Source organism: Streptomyces cyaneofuscatus (assembly GCF_042718795.1).
In the GTDB taxonomy this organism is placed as follows: Bacteria; Actinomycetota; Actinomycetes; order Streptomycetales; family Streptomycetaceae; genus Streptomyces; species Streptomyces cyaneofuscatus_A.
Map to the genome: position 1 here is coordinate 27,718 of NZ_JBHXOX010000044.1, position 22,614 is coordinate 50,331.

Annotated in this window: 26 protein-coding genes and 2 pseudogenes; 14 read left to right on the forward strand and 14 right to left on the reverse strand. The window is 70.5% G+C overall.

The window, feature by feature from the left end; translation table 11 throughout:
• Nucleotides 1-32: 32 nt before the first annotated feature.
• From ACFWRT_RS35040 to ACFWRT_RS35055, 4 genes and pseudogenes are all read right to left on the reverse strand, one after another.
• Complete coding sequence (locus ACFWRT_RS35040) at nt 33-575, reverse strand: nucleotidyltransferase domain-containing protein (RefSeq protein ID WP_380954971.1); 543 nt, start codon at nt 573-575, stop codon at nt 33-35.
• Nucleotides 576-879: 304 nt separating this feature from the next.
• A complete protein-coding gene (locus ACFWRT_RS35045) occupies nt 880-1,068 on the reverse strand; it encodes a hypothetical protein (RefSeq protein ID WP_380954972.1) in 189 nt (62 codons plus the stop codon).
• Nucleotides 1,069-1,504: 436 nt separating this feature from the next.
• Nucleotides 1,505-1,687, reverse strand: a pseudogene (locus ACFWRT_RS35050) (hypothetical protein); the annotation flags it as partial.
• 84 nt (nt 1,688-1,771) lie between these two features.
• A complete protein-coding gene (locus ACFWRT_RS35055) occupies nt 1,772-2,401 on the reverse strand; it encodes a class I SAM-dependent methyltransferase (protein WP_380954973.1) in 630 nt (209 codons plus the stop codon).
• Nucleotides 2,402-2,437: 36 nt separating this feature from the next.
• On the opposite strand from ACFWRT_RS35055, the gene ACFWRT_RS35060 reads away from it, so the two are divergent.
• A protein-coding gene (locus ACFWRT_RS35060; protein ID WP_380955014.1) for an IS5 family transposase occupies nt 2,438-3,350 on the forward strand; the annotation gives its coding sequence in 2 pieces (ribosomal slippage) (nt 2,438-2,782 and nt 2,784-3,350; 912 coding nt in all).
• Nucleotides 3,351-3,420: 70 nt separating this feature from the next.
• Nucleotides 3,421-3,849, forward strand: a complete 429-nt coding sequence (locus ACFWRT_RS35065; RefSeq protein ID WP_380954975.1) for a cupin domain-containing protein — start codon at nt 3,421-3,423, stop codon at nt 3,847-3,849.
• On the opposite strand, the pseudogene ACFWRT_RS35070 reads toward ACFWRT_RS35065, so the two are convergent.
• From ACFWRT_RS35070 to ACFWRT_RS35080, 3 genes and pseudogenes are all read right to left on the reverse strand, one after another.
• Nucleotides 3,804-4,674, reverse strand: a pseudogene (locus ACFWRT_RS35070) (IS5 family transposase). The gene ACFWRT_RS35065 and the pseudogene ACFWRT_RS35070 overlap by 46 nt on opposite strands.
• A 44-nt stretch (nt 4,675-4,718) precedes the next feature.
• The gene (locus ACFWRT_RS35075) at nt 4,719-6,782 is read right to left on the reverse strand and encodes a hypothetical protein (protein ID WP_380954976.1); all 2,064 of its coding nucleotides are present in this window, start codon (nt 6,780-6,782) and stop codon (nt 4,719-4,721) included.
• Nucleotides 6,779-7,171 carry a hypothetical protein gene (locus tag ACFWRT_RS35080; protein WP_381121411.1) on the reverse strand — a complete coding sequence of 131 codons (393 nt, stop codon included), beginning with the start codon at nt 7,169-7,171 and terminating at the stop codon, nt 6,779-6,781. The genes ACFWRT_RS35075 and ACFWRT_RS35080 overlap by 4 nt, the downstream gene beginning before the upstream one ends.
• Before the next feature lie 131 nt (nt 7,172-7,302).
• Between ACFWRT_RS35080 and ACFWRT_RS35085 the strand changes: the two genes are divergently transcribed.
• The 6 genes from ACFWRT_RS35085 to ACFWRT_RS35110 all read left to right on the forward strand — a co-directional run bounded on the left by ACFWRT_RS35085 (nt 7,303) and on the right by ACFWRT_RS35110 (nt 13,578).
• Nucleotides 7,303-7,464 (forward strand): hypothetical protein, encoded by a 162-nt coding sequence (locus ACFWRT_RS35085; RefSeq protein ID WP_380954978.1) that lies wholly within the window; start codon nt 7,303-7,305, stop codon nt 7,462-7,464.
• 682 nt (nt 7,465-8,146) lie between these two features.
• Complete coding sequence (locus ACFWRT_RS35090) at nt 8,147-10,045, forward strand: P-loop NTPase family protein (protein ID WP_380954979.1); 1,899 nt, start codon at nt 8,147-8,149, stop codon at nt 10,043-10,045.
• A gap of 105 nt (nt 10,046-10,150) precedes the next feature.
• A complete protein-coding gene (locus ACFWRT_RS35095; RefSeq protein ID WP_380954980.1) occupies nt 10,151-10,963 on the forward strand; it encodes a P-loop NTPase family protein in 813 nt (270 codons plus the stop codon).
• Nucleotides 10,964-11,142: 179 nt separating this feature from the next.
• A complete protein-coding gene (locus ACFWRT_RS35100) occupies nt 11,143-11,421 on the forward strand; it encodes a hypothetical protein (protein WP_030594074.1) in 279 nt (92 codons plus the stop codon).
• A gap of 29 nt (nt 11,422-11,450) precedes the next feature.
• Nucleotides 11,451-11,933 (forward strand): hypothetical protein, encoded by a 483-nt coding sequence (locus ACFWRT_RS35105; protein WP_380954982.1) that lies wholly within the window; start codon nt 11,451-11,453, stop codon nt 11,931-11,933.
• Nucleotides 11,934-12,111: 178 nt separating this feature from the next.
• Nucleotides 12,112-13,578, forward strand: a complete 1,467-nt coding sequence (locus ACFWRT_RS35110; RefSeq protein ID WP_380954983.1) for an NF041680 family putative transposase — start codon at nt 12,112-12,114, stop codon at nt 13,576-13,578.
• 27 nt (nt 13,579-13,605) lie between these two features.
• Here the strand turns inward: ACFWRT_RS35110 and ACFWRT_RS35115 are convergent, their stop codons facing one another.
• Complete coding sequence (locus ACFWRT_RS35115) at nt 13,606-14,082, reverse strand: hypothetical protein (protein WP_380954984.1); 477 nt, start codon at nt 14,080-14,082, stop codon at nt 13,606-13,608.
• 306 nt (nt 14,083-14,388) lie between these two features.
• Between ACFWRT_RS35115 and ACFWRT_RS35120 the strand changes: the two genes are divergently transcribed.
• The gene (locus ACFWRT_RS35120; RefSeq protein ID WP_380954986.1) at nt 14,389-14,928 is read left to right on the forward strand and encodes a hypothetical protein; all 540 of its coding nucleotides are present in this window, start codon (nt 14,389-14,391) and stop codon (nt 14,926-14,928) included.
• Nucleotides 14,929-15,037: 109 nt separating this feature from the next.
• On the opposite strand, the gene ACFWRT_RS35125 is transcribed toward ACFWRT_RS35120, so the two are convergent.
• The 3 genes from ACFWRT_RS35125 to ACFWRT_RS37665 are packed head-to-tail and all read right to left on the reverse strand — an operon-like array spanning nt 15,038 to nt 16,689.
• Nucleotides 15,038-15,610, reverse strand: coding sequence for an HD domain-containing protein (locus ACFWRT_RS35125; RefSeq protein ID WP_380954987.1), 573 nt, complete (start codon nt 15,608-15,610; stop codon nt 15,038-15,040).
• 14 nt (nt 15,611-15,624) lie between these two features.
• Nucleotides 15,625-16,557: an XRE family transcriptional regulator gene (locus tag ACFWRT_RS35130; protein WP_380954989.1), complete on the reverse strand. Its 933-nt coding sequence runs from the start codon at nt 16,555-16,557 to the stop codon at nt 15,625-15,627.
• 27 nt (nt 16,558-16,584) lie between these two features.
• Nucleotides 16,585-16,689: a helix-turn-helix domain-containing protein gene (locus ACFWRT_RS37665; RefSeq protein ID WP_463288403.1), complete on the reverse strand. Its 105-nt coding sequence runs from the start codon at nt 16,687-16,689 to the stop codon at nt 16,585-16,587.
• A 178-nt stretch (nt 16,690-16,867) separates the two neighbouring features.
• On the opposite strand from ACFWRT_RS37665, the gene ACFWRT_RS35135 reads away from it, so the two are divergent.
• The 5 genes from ACFWRT_RS35135 (at nt 16,868) to ACFWRT_RS35155 (ending at nt 19,796) form a co-directional block, all read left to right on the forward strand.
• The gene (locus tag ACFWRT_RS35135) at nt 16,868-17,266 is read left to right on the forward strand and encodes a DUF6415 family natural product biosynthesis protein (protein WP_380954991.1); all 399 of its coding nucleotides are present in this window, start codon (nt 16,868-16,870) and stop codon (nt 17,264-17,266) included.
• Nucleotides 17,267-17,378: 112 nt separating this feature from the next.
• A complete protein-coding gene (locus tag ACFWRT_RS35140; protein WP_380954993.1) occupies nt 17,379-17,783 on the forward strand; it encodes a hypothetical protein in 405 nt (134 codons plus the stop codon).
• Nucleotides 17,780-18,478 (forward strand): DUF6875 domain-containing protein, encoded by a 699-nt coding sequence (locus ACFWRT_RS35145; protein WP_380954995.1) that lies wholly within the window; start codon nt 17,780-17,782, stop codon nt 18,476-18,478. The genes ACFWRT_RS35140 and ACFWRT_RS35145 overlap by 4 nt, the downstream gene beginning before the upstream one ends.
• Nucleotides 18,394-19,278 carry a protein kinase domain-containing protein gene (locus ACFWRT_RS35150; RefSeq protein WP_380954997.1) on the forward strand — a complete coding sequence of 295 codons (885 nt, stop codon included), beginning with the start codon at nt 18,394-18,396 and terminating at the stop codon, nt 19,276-19,278. The genes ACFWRT_RS35145 and ACFWRT_RS35150 overlap by 85 nt, the downstream gene beginning before the upstream one ends.
• Nucleotides 19,272-19,796 (forward strand): GNAT family N-acetyltransferase, encoded by a 525-nt coding sequence (locus tag ACFWRT_RS35155; protein WP_380954999.1) that lies wholly within the window; start codon nt 19,272-19,274, stop codon nt 19,794-19,796. The genes ACFWRT_RS35150 and ACFWRT_RS35155 overlap by 7 nt, the downstream gene beginning before the upstream one ends.
• A gap of 13 nt (nt 19,797-19,809) precedes the next feature.
• Here the strand turns inward: ACFWRT_RS35155 and ACFWRT_RS35160 are convergent, their stop codons facing one another.
• The 3 genes from ACFWRT_RS35160 to ACFWRT_RS35170 form a co-directional block, all read right to left on the reverse strand.
• Nucleotides 19,810-20,121: a hypothetical protein gene (locus ACFWRT_RS35160; RefSeq protein WP_380955001.1), complete on the reverse strand. Its 312-nt coding sequence runs from the start codon at nt 20,119-20,121 to the stop codon at nt 19,810-19,812.
• Nucleotides 20,118-21,017, reverse strand: a complete 900-nt coding sequence (locus tag ACFWRT_RS35165) for a replication initiation protein (RefSeq protein WP_380955003.1) — start codon at nt 21,015-21,017, stop codon at nt 20,118-20,120. The genes ACFWRT_RS35160 and ACFWRT_RS35165 overlap by 4 nt, the downstream gene beginning before the upstream one ends.
• A 643-nt stretch (nt 21,018-21,660) precedes the next feature.
• Nucleotides 21,661-22,614, reverse strand: a 954-nt coding sequence (locus tag ACFWRT_RS35170; RefSeq protein ID WP_381121413.1) for a helicase associated domain-containing protein, incomplete at its 5' end; no start/stop codon positions are given.

The window sequence follows — 22,614 nt, forward strand, 5'->3', positions numbered from 1 at the left end:
AGACGTTAGCGGCTGCACCCGTGTTCACGCCCTCATGCCGGGCGGGCGCCCTGCTCTCGCAGGGTCGCTTCCAGCCGGGCGATGTCCTCAGTGTCCTTCCTCCGGCGGGGCCGACCCGGAACCCAGACTGGCATCATCTGCTTGATCTCGATCTGGGCGCGCGGACTGATGATCGGGCACCGCAGCGCCCCGATACGGCCAACAGGAGCATCGAGCATGCCCTCCGGCCACACCTCCCCTGCCCAGGGACCGCCAGCGACCACAACGCGCCCGAACCGGTCTTTGCTCAAGAGAGCAAAGCTGCTCTCCACGCCCTGCTTGCAGAAATCGAGCTGCTGATCGGCAGGCGGCCCGGACAGAGGCTCATAGCCGGAACACAGCAGGCGGCCGGTCAGAGCAGGAGCATCCTCCGCCCAGGCGAACCAGTCAATGTCCACGTGGTCACGGGTGATCTCGCCGATGAAGAAGTCCATGGCCCAGCCCCCGCGGAGCCACACCTCCGCACCGAGGGCCTTCGCGATCTCCACCGTCTCGCCGATCAGCCGAAGCTGCCGAGCACTGCGCTCTCTGTCCACAGCCGAGCAGGCTATGCGGCAATCGCCACGGCAGCAGCTCGATTTCCGGCTTCAAGAACGGGCGAACGTTGCCTGATACGGCACTAGCTCGGTGAAGCGGTGCCCGGGCAGGTTTACGGGCCGGTGGGCAGGGCGCAGATGCTCACCGGTGGCGGGTGGCGGCCCTCCCGCCGGGGGTAACTCGGCAGAAGGGCCGGGTTGAGTCGGTTCGCTGCGCTTGCCGACGAGATGGCTCCTCCGGCCACGCTTCCGGAACCAGCCCGCCAGGGTGGGCCAGGCTGGTCATGGCGAAGGCTGGCGAGGGTCACTCGGGCTGGGTCACCGTCAAGGCCCAGCGGATGCTGTCGTCAGAGGCCTCTACGCCGATGGTGAACGAGCCGGACCGCACCACCCCCGCGTCCATGACCACCGAACCCGTGCCCGGGGTGCCGACGGGACAATGCACGGGGAAGCCGGCGACCTGATACCCCTGCGATTCCATCGTCACGTCCACGGAACCCCCTCCCTCGCACGCCACCGTCAACACCGTAGGAAGCCCCTCCCACGCCCCGCCCGAAGCCACACCTCCATCACCAGTCTTTTCCTGCACCCACACAAGACCCTCTGGACCCGGATGAGGAAGAAGACCACCAGCCGCTGTCACCGGTCCGGCACCAGCCATGACCGTCACACTGGCCGCCAGCAGCGCTCCTACCGACAGGTTCCTTGCACGCATCAAGCACACCCTCCCTGAACAACTGCCATGACCAGGGCCACTCTGCCCTGCGGGCAGGATGGCCCGCATCAGAACGCTGACTCATGGACAACCCCCAGCGACGAACGGCAGCCTCCTCTGACAGGGTGCCCGGTGGGTGATGCGGTGTGGGTGGGTGCCTCGCCCGGGGTGTATCTGCTGCTTTCGATCGGCGCGGCGCGCCCCGAGTTGCTGCTCACCGCTCCGCTTCACCGGCGGGGCTGCTGAGCGAGTTCCTCTCGTCGCAGCCAACGGCGCCGGTCCGCTGAAGCTTCTTCCGGCGCTGTGCGGCGTGGGTGATGTTGCGGGTCATGCCGCCGAAGACAATGGCGTGGAAGGGCGACACGCTCCACCAGTACGCATGACCCGCTAGGGCCTGTCTGACAATTCCAGTCTGATCAGCGAGATTCGGCTGAGCTGGCAATCTGGAGGTGCGCCGATCGGCTGGGGGACTGGGCAGTGCCTACGAACGGCGGGCCAGTAGATGGGCGTCGAGGAAGCCCCGATCAGAGGCTGGATCGTGGAGCAGCCGGGCGAAGGGATCGAGCCCAGCATCGCCCAGCAGTTCGGCGAGGCGATCCACCGGCCAGCTGTAGGCGGGCGCCACCTTGTGGTCGAACCGGACCGGTTCTTGTCCGTCGGTCCCGAAGAAGGAGACCAGGAGCAGACCGTCCGGCGCCAGGACGCGCACCTGTTCGGTGAGCAGTTCCGGAAGTTCTCCAGGAGGGGTGTGGATCATTGAGTAGTGGGCCAGTACGCCGCCGAGCGCGGCGTCCTCGATCGGCAGGGATTCCATCCGCGCCTCTTGGAAGCGCAGCGCCGGATGGGCCTGCCGGGCGTGGTCGACCATGCCGGGGGAAAGGTCGAGTCCGAAGGCGTCCAGGCCGAGTTCGTGCAGCATGGCTGTCAGATGTCCGGGCCCGCACCCGACGTCCGCTGCCCGCGGGTTGCCCGTCGCGCGCACCAGTTCGGCGAAGGTGCCGATCATGGCCCGGGAGAAAGGCTGTGTCTCCAGCCGGTTTGCGAACAGCGATGCGTACAGCTCAACGACACCGTCGTAGGCCGTCCTGGTCTCGTCCTGATGATTCACCACGGGCAGGACTCTATAGCCGGTCTGATAATTGATCTTGTGGCAGGTCGAGGTGAGCTGACGGACGCGGCATGGAGGCGGATAGAGCCCCTTTTGCCTCAGGTGGACAGACGGGGCCGTCCGTGGCGTGATCACCGGCAGGTGGTCAACGGGGTGCTGTGGCGGCTGCGGACCGGGGCTCCGTGGCGGGATCTTCCCGACCGGTTCGGGCCGTGGCAGACCGTCTACGAGCGGTTCGCCCGCTGGGAGGCGGACGGCACCTGGGCACGGTTGCTGGAGCACGTTCAGGTCCGCGATGACGCGGTGGGCCGGGTGGAATGGACGGTCTCCGTCGACTCCACCATCAACCGAGCCCACCAACACGCAGTCGGCGCCCGCAAAAAGAGGGGGTGCGAACGGGGACGAACTAGAAGATCCGGGCCGCTCGCAGGCGCGCCAGGCCCTCGGCCGCTCCCGAGGCGGACTGACCACCAAAGTCCATCTCGCCGTCGATGGCCGGGGCCTGCCCCTGTCGATTGTGCTCACGCCCGGCAACGTCAACGACGCTACGGCGTTCGGCCAGGTCCTCGACGGCATCCGCACCCCGCGCCTCGGCACGGGCCGCCCGCGCACGACACCAGATCGTGTGCTGGGTGACAAGGCGTATTCCAGCAGGTCCATCCGCCATCTGCTGAGGCGCCGGGGCATCGCTGCCACGATCCCCGAGCGCCGCGACCAGGCGGCCAACCGCCACCGACGCGGAGCCCTCGGCGGCCGGCCGCCGACCTTCGACAAGGTCACCTACCGCGACCGCAACGTCGTCGAACGATGCTTCGCCCGCCTCAAGCAGTTCCGCGCGATCGCGACCCGGTTCGACAAGCTCGGCGACCGCTACCGTGCCGGAGTTGTCCTGGCTTCCTTGATCCTCTGGCTCCGCGAGTCCACGGGTGATCATTTGTCAGACAGGCCCTAGGGCCTGTTGTGAAAGTGGCGGTAGTTGCTGCTGTGAGTGCTGATGCGGCTGGCTGCTACCTTCCGGAGCCATGACCGACAGCGTGTATGTGGGTAATGCCGGCAAGGACGCGGCTCTGGACCGGGGGTGGCTGCTGGGGCACTTCAAGGACGTCTCCGATCCTCGGCATAGCGAGGACGTGGAGATCAAGTGGGGTGTCCACCCGCAGGGCGATGAGCGGGCTCAGTGGGTGACCGGCGAAGAGCGCACCGCCCTGCTGGTCCTGATCAGCGGGCGCTTCCGGGTGGAACTGCCCGGGCGTGGTGTTCTCCTGGCCGAGCAGGGGGACTACGTTGTATGGGGCCGGGGCGTCGATCACTCCTGGTTCGCGGAGGAAGAGTCCGTGGTTCTGACGGTCCGCTGGCCCTCTGTCCCTGGCTACAAGGTGACCGATGAGGACGATTCTGCTGCTGGTCACAGCCATTCGTTCAGGACCGCGACCAGCACGGTGGCCTCGTAGCGGACGGCCAACTTGTCATAGCGGGTGGCCACCGCACGGTGGCGCTTGAGGCGATTGATCCCGCAACCGCGTGGCGTTCGCGGTAGTCGGTCTTGTCGAACTTCGGCGGCCGACCGCCGTGAGAGCCGAGCCTCTTGCGGTTGCGGACCCGGTCCGCCGGGACGGGGATCGTCGCCTTGATTCCACGTCGGCGCAGGTAGGCGCGGTTCTTGCGGGAGTCGTACGCCCTGTCGGCCCGCACCCGGTCCGGGCGCTTGCGCGGCCGTCCCAGGCCGATCCGGGGTACCCGGATGGCCTCCAGGACCGGCTCGAACTGCGGGGAATCCCCTCGTTGTCCGGCCGTGATCACCACCGACAGCGGCTTCTGCCCCTGCTCGACGGCGAGGTGGATCTTGGTGGTCAGCCCGCCCCGGGAGCGTCCGAGCCCGTGGTCGGCCGGCTCGACGGTGATGCCGCCGGGCGGCTCCTTCTGTAGATCCCCTTTTTCGATGCCCCGGCGGCATGCTGATGGGCCCGGCAGACGGTGGAGTCGACGTTCACGTCCCAGATGATCAGATCCTTCGCGTCGGCCTCGGCCTGCAGCCGGGTGACGATCCTGGCCCAGGTGCCATCGCGCTGCCAGCGCCGGAACAGGTCATAGGCCCGGTCCCAGGGACCGTAGCGTTCCGGCACATCGCGCCAGGGAGCGCCGGTCCGGGTCTGCCACCGTATGCCGTCTATCAGCTGTCGCCGCGTCCACACCGGCGGACGGCCCGGCTTGACGCCCTTCGGCAGCAACGGCTCCAGCCGGGCCCACTGGCCGTTCGTCAGATCCCCACGTCCCACAAAGCGTGATCATCCACGAACAAGATCCACTTTCGCAACAGGCCCTAGTGGTCGCGGGTCAGTCGTTCCTGGAGTCGGGCGTGGCGGAACTGGTAGACGGGACCTACGGCGCGGAGCAGGTTGCGCTGGTGGGCGTCCTCCAGGAATCGGACCAGCCGTACGGGGGTGCCCGCGCGGGCCTTCAGTTGTACGGCGGTGAGGGTGGTGGAGAAGGCGATGTTCGTGACCAGGCCGGAGAAGAGGGCGGGCGGGACTGCGGCGGCGGCAACCAGGCGCAGCACCTGCTCCGGCTCGTAGGACCAGAGGAACCCGAACACTCCGGCCAGCAGTCCGATGGCCACTCCGTTCATAAACCCGAGCAGCACCCGCAGCCGGGTGTGGTGGTGCCATACGGTGCGAGGGCCGATGGAGCGGCTCTCGGAGGCTGGGACCGTCTGTCGGCGGAGAAGATCGATAGCACGGGTGTTGATGTAGAGAAAACCTCCCGCCGTCAGCCGGTAGCCGCGGCCGTGGGCCATAGTGGCGGCGAAACCGAACGGCGCGCCGGCGGCTGCGCACAGCCAGAGCGGCACCTGACCGGACTCCGTCATGGCCCAGAAGATGACGGCCATCACTACGCTGGTGAGCAGCCAGTTGAGGAACCCGTTCACAATCGACCCGCGCGGGAGGATGTCTCGCCAACTACTGCTGGAGAGCGGCGCTGGCCGTCTCAGCTGCACGATTCCCTTATAGGTCAGCAGGCCGAACACGGCTGCGATCAACATCCCGACCAGACACGATGAAATCGCACTAGCGCTCGGCCAGAAGGCCCAGGTGGCCACCGTCCCGTTGATCAGTCCGATGATGGCTCCTACTGTGAGTGCGCGTGGTCGGGGTTCGGCCCAGCTTGGGATGTGCCACCAGGCCAGGTCGTGGGTGTTCTCGGCGGTGAGCTGGGTGGCGATGTGGCGCAGGGCGCGCTCGGCCTCTTCGGGGGTGTGGTCGGGGTGCCGGTAGCCGGAGCGTGGGGTGTAGGCGGCGGTGACGGCGTGGTCGAGGAGGTGGTCCTCGATGGCACGGGGGTGGGGGAAGCGGGTGGTGTCGAGGAGTTCGTCGACTGGGCCGTCCTCGGCGTATACCTCGCGGACCAGGCCGACGGCCAGCGGGCTGGACAGTGCCCGGGCGAGGACGCCCTTCGGTTCCGTGACCAGTCGGTCGGCGACCGTGCGCCAGGGCTTTGGTGCCGGCTCGGGCAGCGGGTCGAGCAGGAAGTCGGCGGCGTCCTCGGGGCGGACCGGTTGAAGTTCGACTGCGGCGGCTCCGGCCAGCCGGGCTTTCTTGCCGGTGAGGACAGCCTCCTTGCTGCGGGAGACCAGGACCAGCCGGCAGGGCGCCGGCTCCAGCGCGGCCACCATGGCGGCGCGGAGCTTGGCGGTGACCTCGTCGAGTCCGTCGAGGAAGAGCGCGATCCGGCCGGAATTCAGCAGCATACGGGCGCTCTCCCGGCCCCGCGCGCCCAAGAGCGAGGTGTACTGGCGGGAGAGTTGGCCGGCCGCCCACTCCACGGCGCTCTCTGCGGCCGGATCCCAGCCCTCCAGTGTCAGCAGCACCGGCACAGGAATGTGCGGCCGGTCCGCGGGCGCGGCCCGCTGCCGGTAGTGCAGGGCGGTGAGCAGCAGCAGCACGGTGGCGGCCGTCTTGCCGGCGGCGGGCGGGCCGACCAGCAGCAGCCGGCCGGCGGGCAGTCCTCCGTACACCGCGTGCAGCGCGGCCAGTTCGCCGCCGTTCCGCGGTACCTCCTCGGTGACGGGGGCCAGGCCGGGTAACGGATCGAAGCCCGCCTTTCGGGAGCTCTCGACCGCGCCCGCGGCACGGCCGGCGATCCGGCGGCCGCTGAGCGCCCAGCGCATCGGGAGGGTTGGGCTGAGCAGCCGGCGCAGCCCGGCCTCAGCCTGCCACTGGGCGGCCACTGCCTGCGCCAGGTTGTCGGCGGCGGCGTCGGCCGGGGAGCGCTTCTCGGTGACGAAGCGGTTGTGCATGGTGTTGTGGTCGCCGACCTGGACGGCTGTCGGCCCGTGGAAGGTACCGCCGGGTATCCGGTCGTCCGCCGCCGGGGCGGGCTCGCTCATCGGGCGGACCCGAAGTCGTTCGTCTGCTGGTTGTGGTCGCCGGTCTGCACGGCGGTGGGGCCGTGGAAGGTGTTGCCCTGCAGGGTGCCGCCCTTGGGGGGCGCGGCGAACTCCGCCTCCAGTTCGCGCAGTGCGTCGGCCAGCCGGATGCGGTCGGCCTCGTCCAGAGACTCCAGCAGCGAGCCGAACTCCCCCTGCCACAACCGCGCGTGGACCTCACGGACCCGGTCCCGCTCGCCGTCGCCGGCGGCAAGGAGACTGGCGGCCGTCCGGTCCAGCCGGTCCAGTGCCTCGCCCTCTCGCGCCGCGTCGCCCCGCCCCACCAGCCGCGCGGCCCGGGTACGGAACCACGCCCAGGCGTCCGTGCTGGCGACCTGCACCACCGTCATCCCACCGACCGTCGCTGCTGCTGTCATCGCTTCCGTCAGCACCCTCACGCCTCCCCGTCGCCACCCGGCCCCCGTGCGGGGCCTGAGCCCAAGGGCAGGGTATCGGCCGGCCTCAATACCGCGCCCGGCTCGTGCGGTCGCTCTACACCCGGCTGGACCGTCTCACCGAACTCGTTACGGCCATCGTCACGCTCGAGGAAGCGCTCTGGGCCGGGCGTCCGGCCCGCGTCCACGTCCTCTTCGACGGACGCCCCCAGGCCGGGCCCACCGCCGCCGGCCAGGCGACCGCGTAACATAGGGAGGGCGGCGTTGGAACGCGGTGACCAGGCATTTTCCAACACGGCGCCGCTCGTTGGAGCGCGGTCTGCCGTGGTGGGGAGGTGCCTTTCCAGCGGAGAGACGGTCCGGCTTCCTTCCGCTCGGTCCGGTTGGAACGCGCAAGGGCTCGTCAACCAGGCAGGGCCAAGTCCTCGCCGGGGCTCACCCCGACCCGCCTCATTGAGGGGCCGGTTTTTGAAACCGGCCCCGATTCCTGCAGATCAATCAGCCAGAAGTCTCTGCGTCTTCCTCGGTCAGAGCACCGGCCCCGAGGGCCCGACGGGTGCCCAGGGGGCGAGGGAGAGGGGACCCGACGACGCCGCGCTCCCGCAGTTCGTGAAGGTCCGGCAGGCGTATGCCGGGGAGCGCATCGAGGATGTCGGCCTCAGCCGCGCGGATGCTGCTGGGCGCGGGGACCTGGGGTCCTGTGCCAGGGGTGCGGCGAGTGGTCACGGAGCTCATCGTACGAGCGCGCACCGGTGCCACCTCACCGTGCCGCCCAAGTGGAGCCCGCACGGGTTTCTGCCGCGAAGGCGTCCACAGGTCCGCAGCTCAGGGCCCGCCGACCGCCAGAACTTATGCACAGGCCAACGCTTTTACGTTCGGTGTCCGCTTCCGGGTGTGAGGTGCCGGGACGCACACCGAAAGGGCACGGCCATGGCACGGACGAAGTTCGACAAGCAGGTGGATGAGTCCGCCGATTCCCTCGCGCGCGGGATCGCCCGGGTACTGGCCGGCCGGGACCTGGACGGGGTCCGCCGTACGGACGCGACGTTCTGGCGCTCAGGCACCCGGGTCCTGCCGACGGTGGAGGGCAAGGTCCGCCGCCGCTCGTACAAGCCTGGGTGGCGCCGGTTGTCCTTCCGCCTCGCTCTCGGTGGCGGTGTCGCGGAGAGCGGCTACCTGACCACCCGGGACCTGGACGCCACCCGCGAAACCCTGCGGGAGCTCACGGAGCTGTGGGAGAACCGGGAGGCGGCGCTCGCCGCGCTGGAGCCCGCCGGGATCGGCGCGGCCTCCGTCCTGACGGTGGGCACCGCGGCGTACGTGGTCCTGACCCGGGAGCGCCGGGAGCTGATGCGTGAGTGGGTGGGCCCGCTGCACGAGGCCCTGCATCAGCCGCTCGGGCTGGCGGAGCAGACCGACCCGCGCCGCTACCTCCACGTCCCGAAGAACTTCTCCGACGACGACGCGCAGATCCGTGTCGATCTGCCCACCCGGCTCGGGTTCTCCCGCGACGTGGTGGCCGACCTCATCACGCAGAAGCTCGCCCTCCAGGGCGTGACGTTCTCCTGGCACCCGGAGGGCCGCAAGCCGTACGTGCTGGTGAAGAAGACCCGCAAGCCCCCGGCCCTGTCCCTCTTCAAGGACCCGAAGATGCGGGGCCTGGTCGCCAGGGCGAAGGAGTCCGCCCCGGTCATCGGGTTCGGGGCCGGAGGGCGGATCGTCTCCGTCGACCTGGACGCCGAATCCCCGCACATCCTCGTCAACGCCTCCACCGGCGGGGGGAAGTCGGTGATCCTGCGGTGCATCGCGTGCCAGATGCTCCACCACGGCTCACGCGTCTTCGTCCTGGACACCAAGCGGATCTCCCACCTCTGGGCGCGCGGCCTGCCCGGCGTCACCTACTGCGCCGACGTCGCCGACATCCACGACCAGCTCATCGCGCTGGGCAGGGAAGGCCGGCGCCGTACGCGGGTCGCCGACGAGCTCGGTATCGGTGCCGATCCGAAGGACATCGGCCCGCGGTTGTTGATCCTCCTCGAAGAGGTCAACGCGACGATGAAGCAGCTGGCCCGCTACTGGGAGAAGATCCGCGAGTCCGGCGACCCGAAGGTCTTCCCGGCCGTCGACGCGCTGAACGAGATCCTCTACATGGGCCGCCAGTTGCGCATGCATGTCCTCCTGGTCGCCCAGTCGGCCACCGCCCGCGCCCTGGGGGGCCCGGAGGTCCGCGAGCAGTTCTCCACCCGCATCCTCGCCCGCTACAGCGTCAACGCCTGGCGGATGCTCGCCCCCGAGGTCCACCCCGCGCCGAAGTCCACCAAGCACGCCGGGCGCGCCCAGGTCGTCACAGGCGGCAGTGCCACCGAGACGCAGGTGCTGTTCTTCACCGAGGCCGAAGCCCACGAGTGGGCCAGCACCGGCAAGACGACCACGGCCGAACCGCAACACCCGGGCCTCCCCGAACAGCCGGGCCTGCCCGTGCTCCACAAACCCGCCCCCCTCGCCGACTCCCCGCCCCCCGACGCCTGGAGCAGCGACACGGTACTGCCGCCGATCGCCCCCGACCCGGCCCCGGCCGCCGACGTCGTCACCGTCCCGGCGACGACGTCGCCGGCGCCACCTGGTGACGACGACCAGGCGGTGGGACTGCGCCAGGCCGCCGAGCACCACCTGCCCGGCATCACCCTGGCCGCGCTGCGCTTCGCCCGCGCCAACGACCCGACCTTCCCCACCCCGGCCGCCAAGCGCGGTACCGAACTCCTCTACAGCGTCCACGACCTCAAGAAGTGGTGCCGCAACCGGCCCCGCTCCCCCACCGACCTCGACTGACCCGCCCCTCGATCCGGACCTGTCCGCTTTCACCGACACGATCCCCAGGACCCGGAAGAACCCCCGGCTCTCCCCGGCACCACACAGAACAGGAACACCCCCGCCATGAAGAAGACCGCGCTCCTCACGATGCTCAGCTTCGCCGACCCCGACCTGCGCGAGCAGATAGAGGCCATGCCCGAGGGAACCGCCCTCATCGGCATCAGCACCACCGGACAGGCCATCGCTGTCGACCTGGACGGCGAATCCCCGCACGTCCTGGTCTGCACCGCCGCCGGCGGCGGCAGCACCACCATGCTGCGCTCCCTCACCGCCCAGTTCCTCCACCAGGGCGCCCACGCACTGGTCCTGGACACCAAGCGGATCTCCCACCTGTGGGCGAAGGCCCTGCCCACGGTCACTCACCGCGGCAACATCGCCGGCATCCACGACGCCCTGGTCCACCTCGCCACCGAGCTGGAGCGCCGCCTCGACCTCGACGGCGACCTGGACACCGTGCCCCGCCTGATCGTCGCCATCGACGAAGCGAACACCACGTTGCCCCGCCTCGCCCGCTACTGGGAGACCTTCCGGCAGAAGGACGACCCGAAGACGTCACCGGCCATCGCCGCCCTTGAGGAAGCGCTCTGGGTCGGGCGCGCGGCCCGCGTCCACGTCATCTTCGACGGACGCCCCCAGGCCACCGTCCTCAAGGGCGCGGCCCGCGAACTGTTCGCCACGGTGATCCTGGCGCGGTTCACGGCCGACACCTGGCAGGTCCTCGCCCCGGACGCCGGCCCCGCCCCCAAGCAGCGCCACCCCCAGCAGGGCCACTTCCACGTCATCCAGCACGGCGAGGTCGACGAGACACAGGCGATCCGGATGACCGACGCCGACGTCGTCACCTGGCTCACCGACCCGGACGACCCCGCCGCCTGACCGAACGACCGAAACACCACGGGCCCCGGGGGCCGCCACGACACCCCCGGGGCCCGGTCGGGTTCGCACGGTTCAACAACAGTGGAGCTCCCCGCCGGTCACGCGTTCCGCGACCGCCTGCGACACCGCCGGACCGGAGCAGGGGGAATGAAGCGCCGAACCTGCTTTACACCAGAACCATGGAGACAACCCAGGAGGTGTTCTGCGTCCGATGCGGCAGCGCAGACACCCGAGTTACCCGCCTTGACCCCACCAGCGCGGAAGGCACCTGCTTCCGCTGCGACAAGCCCTTCCACGCCACCCCGTGCCAGAACTGCGGAGGCTTCCGCATCGACGGCTCCTTCGGCGTCTCCGGCACACGATTCGAGAACCTCCCCGAAACGGTGCGGTGCTGGGACTGCCCCCACCCCAACCCGCTGCGCGACCCCGGCCCGGAGGAGACGGCGGGCGCACGGTGACCTAAGAGGAGATAAGTCGGTAGCCCGGCGTGACGATCACGCACCTGCCCGCCGGGCCCACCGACGATGTTCCCTACGCGCCGTGGGACGGCGAGGAGGAAGCCCTCGCCGCGGCAGCAGCAGCCGGCCGCCGCGCGGCGGAATGGGTCCGCTCCCTGCCCCAGGCGTCTGCCCCCGGCCCGGTCGGCACCTGGCTTCTCAGGGACCTGCCGGAGACGATCGAGACGGCGACGGCCTCCCTGGACCCGCAGGACTGCGACCGCATGGAATCCAACGGCGTGATGGTCGACGGCACGGGCGGCATCGATGAAGAGACCCGCAGCGCGCTGGTGGCCGTGCCGTGCGCGGTCCAGGACGCGCGGTGGCTCACCCCCGACCAGCAGATCCGAATCGTGGCGGTCGCCTCCCTGATCACCGGGGCGGCACGGCTTCTCGCGGAAGACCCGGGCACGGCCATCACGACCGGCGAACTGTCCCGGATGTGGGCCCTGGTGGACCACGCCATCGCCTGAGCCGACGACCGCCGAGCCGTGCTGTTCACCAACAGCACGGCTCCGACATTAGCTTGTCGTTTAACGTTCACCCGTGGTCAGTGCATCGAGCCGACCTCGGGTTTTGGCCTTCGCGGGACAGGTGGATGGCCCTCGAGTGATCATGAGACGTTCGTGATCACCACTGAGGCCACAAGGAGTGAGTCTTCTGGATCCCGCTGGCCATGTCGGATCGTTAGCCGCGTTGTCCCAGTTCCGGACCGACTTCCACGACTGTCTGACCGGTCGCGCGGACGCGCTGTTCGAACTCACCGACGCAGTGCTGTGTACCGACGGTCCGGTCCGGACTCTGGTCGGCCTGGCCCTGGCGCCCGAACACCGCCGCGGGCACGGTGCTTTGTATGCCGGCCTCAACCGCGGACGCATCGACTTCGAGCGGCTGCGCCGGACGGTAGCTGGCCTGCCGTTGCCGCGGGCCGTGGACGGGCGCCTGGTGCTGGCGGCGGATGTCAGCCCGTGGCTGCGGCCGGACGCGAACACCTCACCGGACCGCTCCTTCTGTCACACCTACGGGCGCGGGAAGAACGAGCACAAGATGATCCCAGGCTGGCCGTACTCGGTCATCGCAGCGCTGGAGGTGGGCCGCACCTCGTGGACCGCGCTGCTGGACGCCGTCCGGCTGGAACCCGGAGCCGACGCCGCCGCGGTCACCACCGTCCAGGTCCGCGAAGTCGTCGAGCGACTGATGTCGGCCGGGCAGTGGAAAGCCGGCGACCCGGACATCCTCCTCGTCCTCGACGCCGGTTATGACGTTCAGCGACTGTCGTTCCTCCTGGCCGACCTGCCACTTGAGCTGCTGGGGCGGTTGCGGTCGGATCGGGTGATGCGCCGGCCGACTCCGCCCAGGGTCTACGCACCAAAAGGAGGCCGGCCGCCGAAGCACGGCGGTGAGTTCGTCTTCGGGCAGCCCGACACCTGGGGTGAGCCCGACGTCCGGACGACCACCGAGACCTCGCGGTACGGCACCGCGGTGGCCACCGCCTTCGACCGGTTCCACCCGAGACTCACCCGCCGCGCGGCCTGGCTCTCCCACGACGCTGAACTCCCCATCATCGAGGGAACTGTGATCCGGCTGAAAGTCGATCGCCTGCCAACAGGCGGTGAGCCCAAGCCGGTCTGGCTGTGGTGGTCCGGCACCGATGCGGACGCCGGCGACGTGGATCGGCTCTGGCACGCCTTCCTCCGCCGGTTCGACCTGGAGCACACCTTCCGGATGATCAAGCAGACGCTCGGCTGGACCCGCCCGAAGCTCCGCAGTCCCGAAGCCGCTGACCGGTGGACCTGGCTCGTCATCGCAGCCCATACCCAACTACGGCTCGTCCGCGGCCTGGCCGCGGACCTCCGGCGCCCCTGGGAACGCCCGGCCCCGCCGAACAAGCTCACCCCGGCTCGGGTACGGCGGGGGTTCAGGAACCTCCGCACAGCGGTGGGCTCTCCAGCCGGTGCGCCCAAACCCACCAAAGCCGGCCCTGGGCGCCCACCCGGTTTGAAGAACCGCAGACCAGCTGCGGTCAGGGACGTTGGGCGAGTCCTCAAGACCGGCGAACCGTACTCTCGGCCCGCTCATCACAAGCAGGGAACCAAGCCCAGGCGTGTCAGCGACTGAACGATGACTGCTGGCCGAACTCCCAGGTCATTGATGAAGCGCGGTCGGGCCGGCGGAAAGTAGCAGCGTGTCCAGCGCGGTGCGGGTGAAGGCGCTGTCTCCGGGAGTGACCAGGGTGAAGAGATACAGCCCCGCTCCTACGACCGTGATGTCGTATGGCTCGTAGTGGAAGCCGACGCGGCCGTACGGATCTTTCCGGGGGACCATCGTGAGCGACTGCCAGCCCGCCGGATCGTAGTAGAGAGCCAGGGGGCCCTCGCCACGCTCGTCGAGAGCGTAGCCGGACGCGTCCCAGTTCGCTTCCATCTCCTCGTCACGAGCGATGAGGAGACCGTTGCGGTCAGCGGATGTCCCGACCTGGCGGGAAACCCACGGCGAGAACATCCCATCGGAGTCGTCCTCAGCGGACGCACACCGGAGGTCGGGCCAGCGACTGAGCCACGACCCGAGAAACCGCTCCACCGTGGCGGAGGCCGGCCCTTGCGCGAGGACTACGTGGTCCATCCCAGTGATCACGATGTCCTCAACTTCCGATCCCTACCGAACGTTCCGGACCAGGCCATAAAGCCCGACGCGGCACGCGCATCCGGACCGACCGAGTTAAACGACAAGCTTACGACGTCGTCGCCAGCTCCGGCACTTCCAGAACCTCGGCCACCTTGCGGGCCATCGCCGCCACCTGCGGCGGCAGGTAGCTGTCCAGTTAGTCGACGTCCTCGCACAGCCGCGCCTTCAGCCCGTGCAGGAACGGCGCCTGTGCAGGGGCGTGGCGTCGCCTGCAGTCGCGATAGACGAAGCAGAATACGGGCCGTGCACACCACGCCCTTCGAAGACCTCCGGGACCGGGAACTCACCGAACTGGGCCGATACCTGACGCCTGGCGAGGCCGCCCGTGCCCGCGCTCTGGCTACGCAGCTCGGCACGTTCCTCCTGCACCAGCACACCAGACGCCTCCGCAAGCTCAGCGCGCGATTCAGCGACCGCCCCCGCAAAGCTGCGGCACTGAAAATCTGGCTGGCCTCCCTCTCAAGGGAGAGACAGGGCAGCTTCGCCGAACTCGCCGCCTTCGAAGCCGCCGCCCTGGTCCTTCCCGCGCGCGTCGACAGCGCCCACTGGTACAGCGGGTGGAAGATCCTCCAGGACTATCCGGGCTCGACACCTGACAGCCTGCGCGCCCAGGCCAGTGAACTGGAGTGCCTGTACGCCCAGGCGGTGCTGCGCCGCGACAAGGGAGCACAGATGGGGGAACAGGCCCTGGAGGGGGAGGAGGGACCGGTGACGGCAAGAATGCCGGGGCGCCGGGGTTCGCGATCGGCCTTCAGGCCCGTCACGACGCTCACTGCTTCCTGAGCTGTCTGTCCCGCTTCCAGGGTTGCCGACGGTGCGCTGGGTGAGGCGCCAATCGATCTGGGGCTCACCCCGTGCAGGCGGGTGGGCCCCAGCGATCGTTTGGAACTGATCAGCGCAGGAAGTTCTTCTGCCACTGGAGCGAGTCTATGCTCAGCGCGGCATCGGCGAGCGCTTTCGCGGACGGGGTCTTGAGCGAGGCGAGGCTGGTGTCGATCCAGTTCTGGGTGAGGCTGTAGCCCTGCTCCCGGTACTCCACCGCCTGGACCAGACATTCCAGCTTGTCGGCGTCGCGGGCGACGATCGCCTCCGGCGTTTCGGCGGCCTCGTACTCGTCGACCGCGCCCTGAACCCCGGTGCGCACGGCCGGGTGGGCGTTGGCGACCTGGTCGGCGGTCACCTCGCCGTTTGGGGCGGCCTTGATGTACTTCCGGCCGATGTGCGGGATGTCCCCGACCCGCGTCTCCTGGCTGTCGTGGAAGAGGCACATCAGGGCGACCCGGGCCGGGTCGACGCCCTCCATCATGGCGAGCACCGAGCCGATCACCCCGACACGGAAGGAGTGCTCCGCCACGGACTCCGGCTGCTTGTTGCCGGTGAACCACCAGCCGGTCCGTGCGACGCGCTTGAGCACGCCCATCTCGGAGATGAAGCTCGCGGTGCCCTTGTAAGTGTCGTCGGCCATGCGGTCCTCCGGTGTCAGCGGTTGTGATCGAAAACGTAGTGGACGTGGGCCAGTTCGCGCCGCGATCTCGCCGACAGCGCCGTCCCGTCCAAGAGTTGGCCGGCCTGCTCGCGTAGTGGGTCCGAGAGGGGCCCGGCGGCCTGGGAAAGCCACGGGAACGCGGTCAGCAGCGCCCACAGCGAGTGCGCGTACAGGTCGACGTAGCCGGGCGCGAGGTGCAGGCCGCGGGCAAGGCCCCGCAGCAGGGTCACCGGATCCCAGCCGGTCAGGTCCCGGTCCTGCATGAACGCGTCGTTGGGCTGCGGAACGGGCAGCGCCCCGAGCCACAGCGCCCAGTAGTTCAGGTTCGCGGCCTCCGCGGTGTCGTCGTCGGCCAGGGCGCGGTCGATGAAGTCCAGCAGCGGCTGCGGGTCTCCGAGCCGGGCGAGCGCGGTGGCGGTGGAGCGGGCCTCCGCCCAGTGTGGGGACCAGCCCCGCCGTGCCAGCACGTCACGGCGCCGGTGAAGGGTGTCCGCGGTCCACGCGGCCGCGTCCGGCCCCCGGTCGTACGAGGCGAGGTAGAGCGCCTGGCGGTGCAGCAGCACCCCGCCCTCGCCCTGTCGGGCCGCCGCCTCGGTCGTGTCCCGCAGGTGGTCGAAGAACACCGCCCGGTCCGTGGCCGCCAGCTGTGGGGCGACGGCGACCGGACCACGCCTCGGCCGGGGTAACCGCCCGGCGAGCGCGGGCGGGACGGTGCCGTTCAGTGCCCAGGCCAGCATGTGCGCGGTGTCCCGGGTGTGCACCCACCCGGCCAGCGGGTGCGGCCCGCCGACTTTGCCGTCGCCGTCCAGTCCGGCGGCGATGACCCGGTCCGCGTCCATCGCCGCGTCCAGCCACGGCACCAGCGCCACGTCGCCGCCGAGCGACGGCAGCCGCCTGCGCAGCTCCAGCAGCGCCCCGGCCCGCATGTTCGCCAGTGGACGCCGCCCCGATTCTCAGCCCTGGAGCGTCTCCACATCCACGCCCAGGGCCTCCGCCAGGGCGGCCTGCGTGCACGGGATCGACTCGCGGACCAGGCGCAGCACGAACCCGCTCACCACGCCTGCTGATGTTCGCCTGGGCCTGCCCATACCGGCCTGCTCCCCGGTCGCCCTGCGCGCCGAAACCCGTACTCACGGTCAGTCCTACCGCATCGGGTCCGCTCGTACGGTCGGGATGCGGTCGATGGCCGACGAACGAGACCGTGCCGCCCGCGATCCACGACCCGGCGAGGCCCCGATGAGCAGCACACACTTGGCCCTCTACGACCCCGAGGGGCGCCTCGACGCGGAACTCCCCCTCGACCGGGAGCTCCACAAGGCTTTGGTCAAGGCCGTGCTGGGGTGGACCGGCAACCCCGGCTTGCCGCCTGCGGACCTCCAGCAGATCGCCCTGCTGCTCACCGGCGCCGCTCGCGCCGTCGCCGCCGACGTCCGTCGCGCCGCCGACCTGCTGCCCGAAGACCACGCCGCCCGCGCCCTGGCCGACGTCGTCCTCGAGGAAGCCGACCGCCGCCTGCCCGTCCCGGCGGAGGGCACCGTCCGCTGCGCCCGGGACCGGGCCCGGCTCGTCCGCGCCCTGTACGAGCGCCTGGATCGCCTCGCGAGCGTCACACCCCAGGCCGTCACGGCCCCCTGAGACCACCGCGCGCCCGGACGGAACACGATCCCCGGGTGCGCGGTGCACGGCACCATCCCCTGGCCCAACCCGGGCCGGGGGAGCACCACTCGACACCGAGAGGGGCACCACCGTGAGTACCGCAACCACCGAACTGGGACGGTTCCTGACCATCACCGGCCAGCGCTTCCGCACCGGCCAGTCCGCACCCGAGATGTTCTCCCCGGCCGTGGACAAGGCGTGGCACGACCTGCTCGGCACCCCCGGCTACGAGGCCCTGTGCCTGGAGACCGCCGGGCAGCCGATCCGTCACGTCGCGAACAACGGCCACGGCCCGATCGCCTGGGTCGCCGCGTACGAGGCGGCGTACGGGCCGCTGCCGGAGATCTGGTTCACCGACGCCCAGGGCAACGTCGACCAGGCCGCCGTCGCCCGCTACCGGGAGACCGGCACCGTGGTCTCGGAGTGGGACTGCGGCCCCGCCGGCGGCGACGGCGACGACGTCGCCCCGGACCGGGCGGAGACCGCCCGCCGGTGACGACCGGCCGCACCAGCGCAGCGCCCCGGCCCACCGCCGGGGCGCTGCGCCTCGTTGAGGCCAGCACCACCCGGCCCAGGTCCGTGGACATCGGCGGCTACGCACGCCGGATGACCGCCCACTGCCCCTACTTGGCCCCTTCCCTCCAGAGGGGTCTGACGTCCTGGACGGTCTACCGCGCCGACGGCGACGCCGACGCCGTCCAGGCGGAGCTCTTCCACGCGGGCGTCCAGGCCGCGGAGTGGCTGCGGCCCTTGCTGAACCGGCCGCACGGCGCCCTGCGGTGCGAGAACATCGTCCTGCTGGGCGACGTGCCCCACACCCGGCACCGCGACCTGCTCGCCTGGCCGCACTGGGTACTGAAGAACCTCTACGGGCCGGTCGGGGTGATGGTCGGCAAGTTCTACGCGGGAGAAGAGGAAGTCACCACGGCCGGCGACCGGATCCCGGCCGCCCCCGCCTCGTTCCTTCCCGTGAGGGCCGCCGTCCGTCGCCGCGACCCCCGCTTCCTGAGCGCGACCCCCGACCTGGCCGCCGCGCTCGCCGCGGCCGACGACGACGGCCGCGACGTCTTTCAGCACATCCCCACCGAGTGGACGGAGATCCGCACATGGGCCAGGCACCTACTCCCCCCGGCGAAGCCGTCGCCCTCCTCACCGGACACACCGGCGAGCCCACCGCCGTCCAGGTCCTGAGCAACCGGCGCGGCTCCCGGGCCTGGAAGGTCCAGGGGCCCAAGGGCGCCGTCGCGCTGAAGGCCAACAGCCCCGAAGGCGAGACCGCCCGCGACAAGGCCGCCGAGATGGCCCAGGAGGACGACCACCTCCGTCGCCTCACCGCCGCCGGCGCCGTCAGCACCGACTACCGGGTGAGCGCCGGGACATGGGACGGAGGCCGGTGGCTGGCCGTCAACTGGATCGATGGCGTGCCCCTGTGGCGGGCTCTCGCCCTCGCCCGCGGCCCGGAAGGAGACCGCGCCTCGGTCCGCCCCTGGCTCGCGGGCATCGCCCGCACCTTCACGGAGCACCTCGCCCTCATGCACTCCGCCGGGTGGGCCCACGCCGACGTCCAACCGACCAACACCCTCGTCACGAACGCCGGCCACGCGGAGATCATCGACTACGCCCTCGCCTGCGGCCCCGGCGACGGCCGCCGCGTCCCCTACCGGGGCGCCCTCACCCACACCACCGCCCCCGAACTCGCCGCACAGATCCTCGACACCCCCGCCGACACCCACATCCAGGCACAGCCGGCCGCCGACATCTGGAGCCTGGGCGCCACCCTGTTCTGGTGCTGGACCGGCCAGCGCCCCGTCGCCTACGACGACGACCTCGACCGGCTGGACAAGCTGGCCGCCATCGCCCGGGGCACCACCACCGCGCTGCGCGACGTCCGGCCCTGGCCCTTCCCCGCGTTCGAGGACGCCATCACCGCGTGCCTGGCCCCCGACCCCGCCGACCGGCCCACCGCGAAGGAGCTGACCACCGCATGGTGACCCTGCGCCCCCTGGCCCTCGATGACGCGGCCGCCCTCACTCGCATCTACAGCGCCGCCTCGATCCGGCACACCACCGGCCAGCCCCTCACCCTCGACCAGGCCCACGAGAAGATCCGCGCGGCCCTCACCCGAGCCGCCGAAACCCCGCGGGCACAGTGGAGCTGGGGCATCCTCCACGAGGACGACCTGATCGGCCTGATCTCCCTGCGCCGCCGCACCCCGGTCATGGGCACCATCAGCTACATCCTCCGGGACGACAGCTGGGGCAACGGCTACGCCACCCACGCCGCCCACCGGGTCGTCACCGTCGCCTTCACCACCGCCGGCCTGACCCGGCTGGAGGCCATGCACCACCCCGACAACCCCGCCTCCGGCCGCGTCCTGGCCAAAGCTGGGTTCACCCGCATCGGGACATCCGACCGAGACACCGAGACCGGAACCGTCCCCTACGAGGTGTACGCGCTGGAGCCGACGGCATCTGAGCCAGCGCAGGCGAGGGAGCGCCCCGAGAGTTGACCCGGCCGGCCCGCTACGCACGGCCCTGCCCGCTGGGCTCACCGGCAACGGCGTAGCGGGTGAGGTCGACACCGGCCAAGCGGGCTTCCTTGAGCCGGGTGGACACCAGACCGCTGGACACATTCAGCTCGCGCGCAATCTCGTACCCCCTCAGCCCCTTCCGGTGCAGTTCGACGATCTGGTCCCGTCGCTGCCGGGATCGGCCCTCGTACGCCGTGCGTTCCTCGGCGATCATGCGCTGCACCGTCCGCTCGGACACTCCGAACCGGTCCGCGAGCTCACGGGCGGTCGCGGTGCGACGTTCACGCCTGGGTCCCTGCGTCACGGCTTCCCCCTCATGTACTCGAGCATGGCTTCGGTGCGCTCGTCCCGGCGGACAGCGCGTGCCTGGCCGCTCTTCTTGCCGCGGGCGGACTGGATCGCGACGAAGGTGGCCTCGTAGACCGCCGCACCGTCCTTCCACATTCTGGAGCGCGTCGTGATCCACCGGTGGATGCTGTTGGCGATCGCACGGGCCTCAGATGTCGGCAGCGGCTCCGTGAACTCGGCGTTCCGGGTGTGCACTTCCGTGTGGATGGCGGTGTGGAGGGTGTCGGGGCTGCCGAAGTGGTGGCGTACCTCGCGATACGCCCAGGTCCGGGCCGTCTCGAAGATCGAGCAGTTGCGCCCCAGCCCTGTGATGCTGGTGCGGAACCGCTTGGTCTCCCGCCAGCGCGTGGGCGGCATGTGGCCGCTCAGCGCCTCCTCCAGGCCGCCGAGCGTGTGCAGTCCGCCGTGGAGCCACTCGGTGCTCCAGTCCCCGTGCAGCGGATTCTTCGTCATCAGCCCCGAGTACGCCGCATCGCCGTCCAGCGCGCGGCGCAGGCCCTCGGTGACAGCGGCAGCGTAGGCCAGTGGCTTGCGCCGGGCGTACTCGGTCCGCGTCACCGCTTCCGCCAGAGCCCACACCGCATGAGCATGCCCATTCGCCGGGTTCTCCACGACCGCGTTGGGCAGCGGGTGCGACCCTACGGACGAAAGCGCCCGCAACACCGCGTCGGAATGGTCCACGTCCACGACGAGAAGATTGCTCACCGCCGACGGATTCGCCTCCACGTACCGACGCGTCATCGCTACCGGCCGCCGCTCCCACCGGATCCCCTCCTGCAGCCAGTTCGTCGCGTACGGCCGCAACGGCAGCCACAACTCATCCCACTGCACCCCGGGCAACTCCACGTTCATGCGCTGATCATCCCGGGCCAGCCAAGCCGAAAGGGCTGGACACGCCGCACATTCTTCAAAGTCCGTCACAGACCAAGTCAGATGGTTGATCCACCCCCGCCTGCTACACCCCCCACCCGCTGCAAACGGACTTGACCATGAGCGCATCTTCAAAGTCCGTCAGCAACCAAGTCAGATGGTTCAGCTCACCCGCCCGCAGTCCTCACCCGCGCGGTGGGAACTGAAGTGCTGAAAGCCCGCGTCCAGCCCCCCCCGGCTCAAGCCGCCGACCCCCTAACCCACCCGGGCCACGGCTTAGCTCACCGCGGGAGCGGCCCCGCTGGCCCCGGACAGCGAAGGACCCCGAGCACCCGTGCGCTCGGGGTCCTGTCGCCGCTCCACCGCCGCCGGAGGGCGTGGTTGGCGGCCGGTGCTGCGGCGGCGAGCAGGTGTCCGACCCGGTGGTCGGGCCGGGTTCGGGATCCCACTCGCATGCCAGTACGATGCGCAATTCCTGACATGCCGTCAGGAGAGAGCGGGGCCCTGACACGCGGCCCCGCTCCGGCGTCAGCCCGATTCAGTCGGCGTCCGGTGAGCTGCCGATCCCGCCGAGCATGCCCGGCGGCCGCCGTACGGACCCGCGCCTCCCCGAAGCCGTCGCCGCTCACGCCACCTCCGCCTCCGCCCACTCCAGCCCCAGAGCGGCCAGCCGCCCAAGCTGCTCACCGGTCAGCGCCGCCCGCCGGCTCTTCACATTCGACAGCCACACCCCGAGCCGCACCGACGTCCCGTCGGGCAACTCCTCCGACCAGGACCGCGCCACCACCACCGTCCCCTCCCGCTCCGTGTACTGGGCGAGCGCGGCGAGCCCCCGCTCGAACGCCCCCGCCCGGGTACCGCCCGCCCGCCGCGGCCGCGCCTTCGCCCCGACGGCGGCCGGCTTCTCCGGCGGCCGGACGCCGAGCTGCACCAGGCGCTCGCGCTGCCCTGCGGACAGCCGCCCCCACCCATCCCGCTGGGCGGCCAGCCACGTGCCCACGTCGAGCCCGTTCACCATCGCCCCTGGCTCCACGTACGCGAGCACGCTCCCCGGGGCCACAGCACCCTTCAGAGCGGCGCAGTGCCGCTGCCAGTCGACGGGCCAGTCCGGGTTCCAGTCCGGATCGATCGCGGCCAGCGCCGCCGCCCGCCGCTGCGCCCGCTGCGGGTCCTTGCCGAGCCCGTTCTTCTTGCGGGCGTTGGCCAGCCACTGCCCCACCGGGCGGTCCATGATCATCGCCGTGACCGGGGCCGCGAGCGTCCCGTACGCCTCGAAGTACGCACGGGCCGCGCCGAGGTTCTCCTCCCACGCCGCGTCCGCCGGGTCCCACACAACGCCCAGTGCTTCCAGGTCCTCGGCCCGCTCGGGCAGCATCGTCCCGGCCCGCATGGAGCGGCGCTGGTCGGACAGCCACCGCCCCAGCGGGAACCCGCCCTCACCTCGCTCGTCTCCGCCTTCAATCCAGTTGTAGGGGACGGCGAGATCACCCTCCCGCTTCCGGTACGCGACCGCCGCGCGGTGTCCCGCCCGCCAGTTCGCGTGCTCCGGCTCGATCAGGTTGTACTCCACCATCCTGGC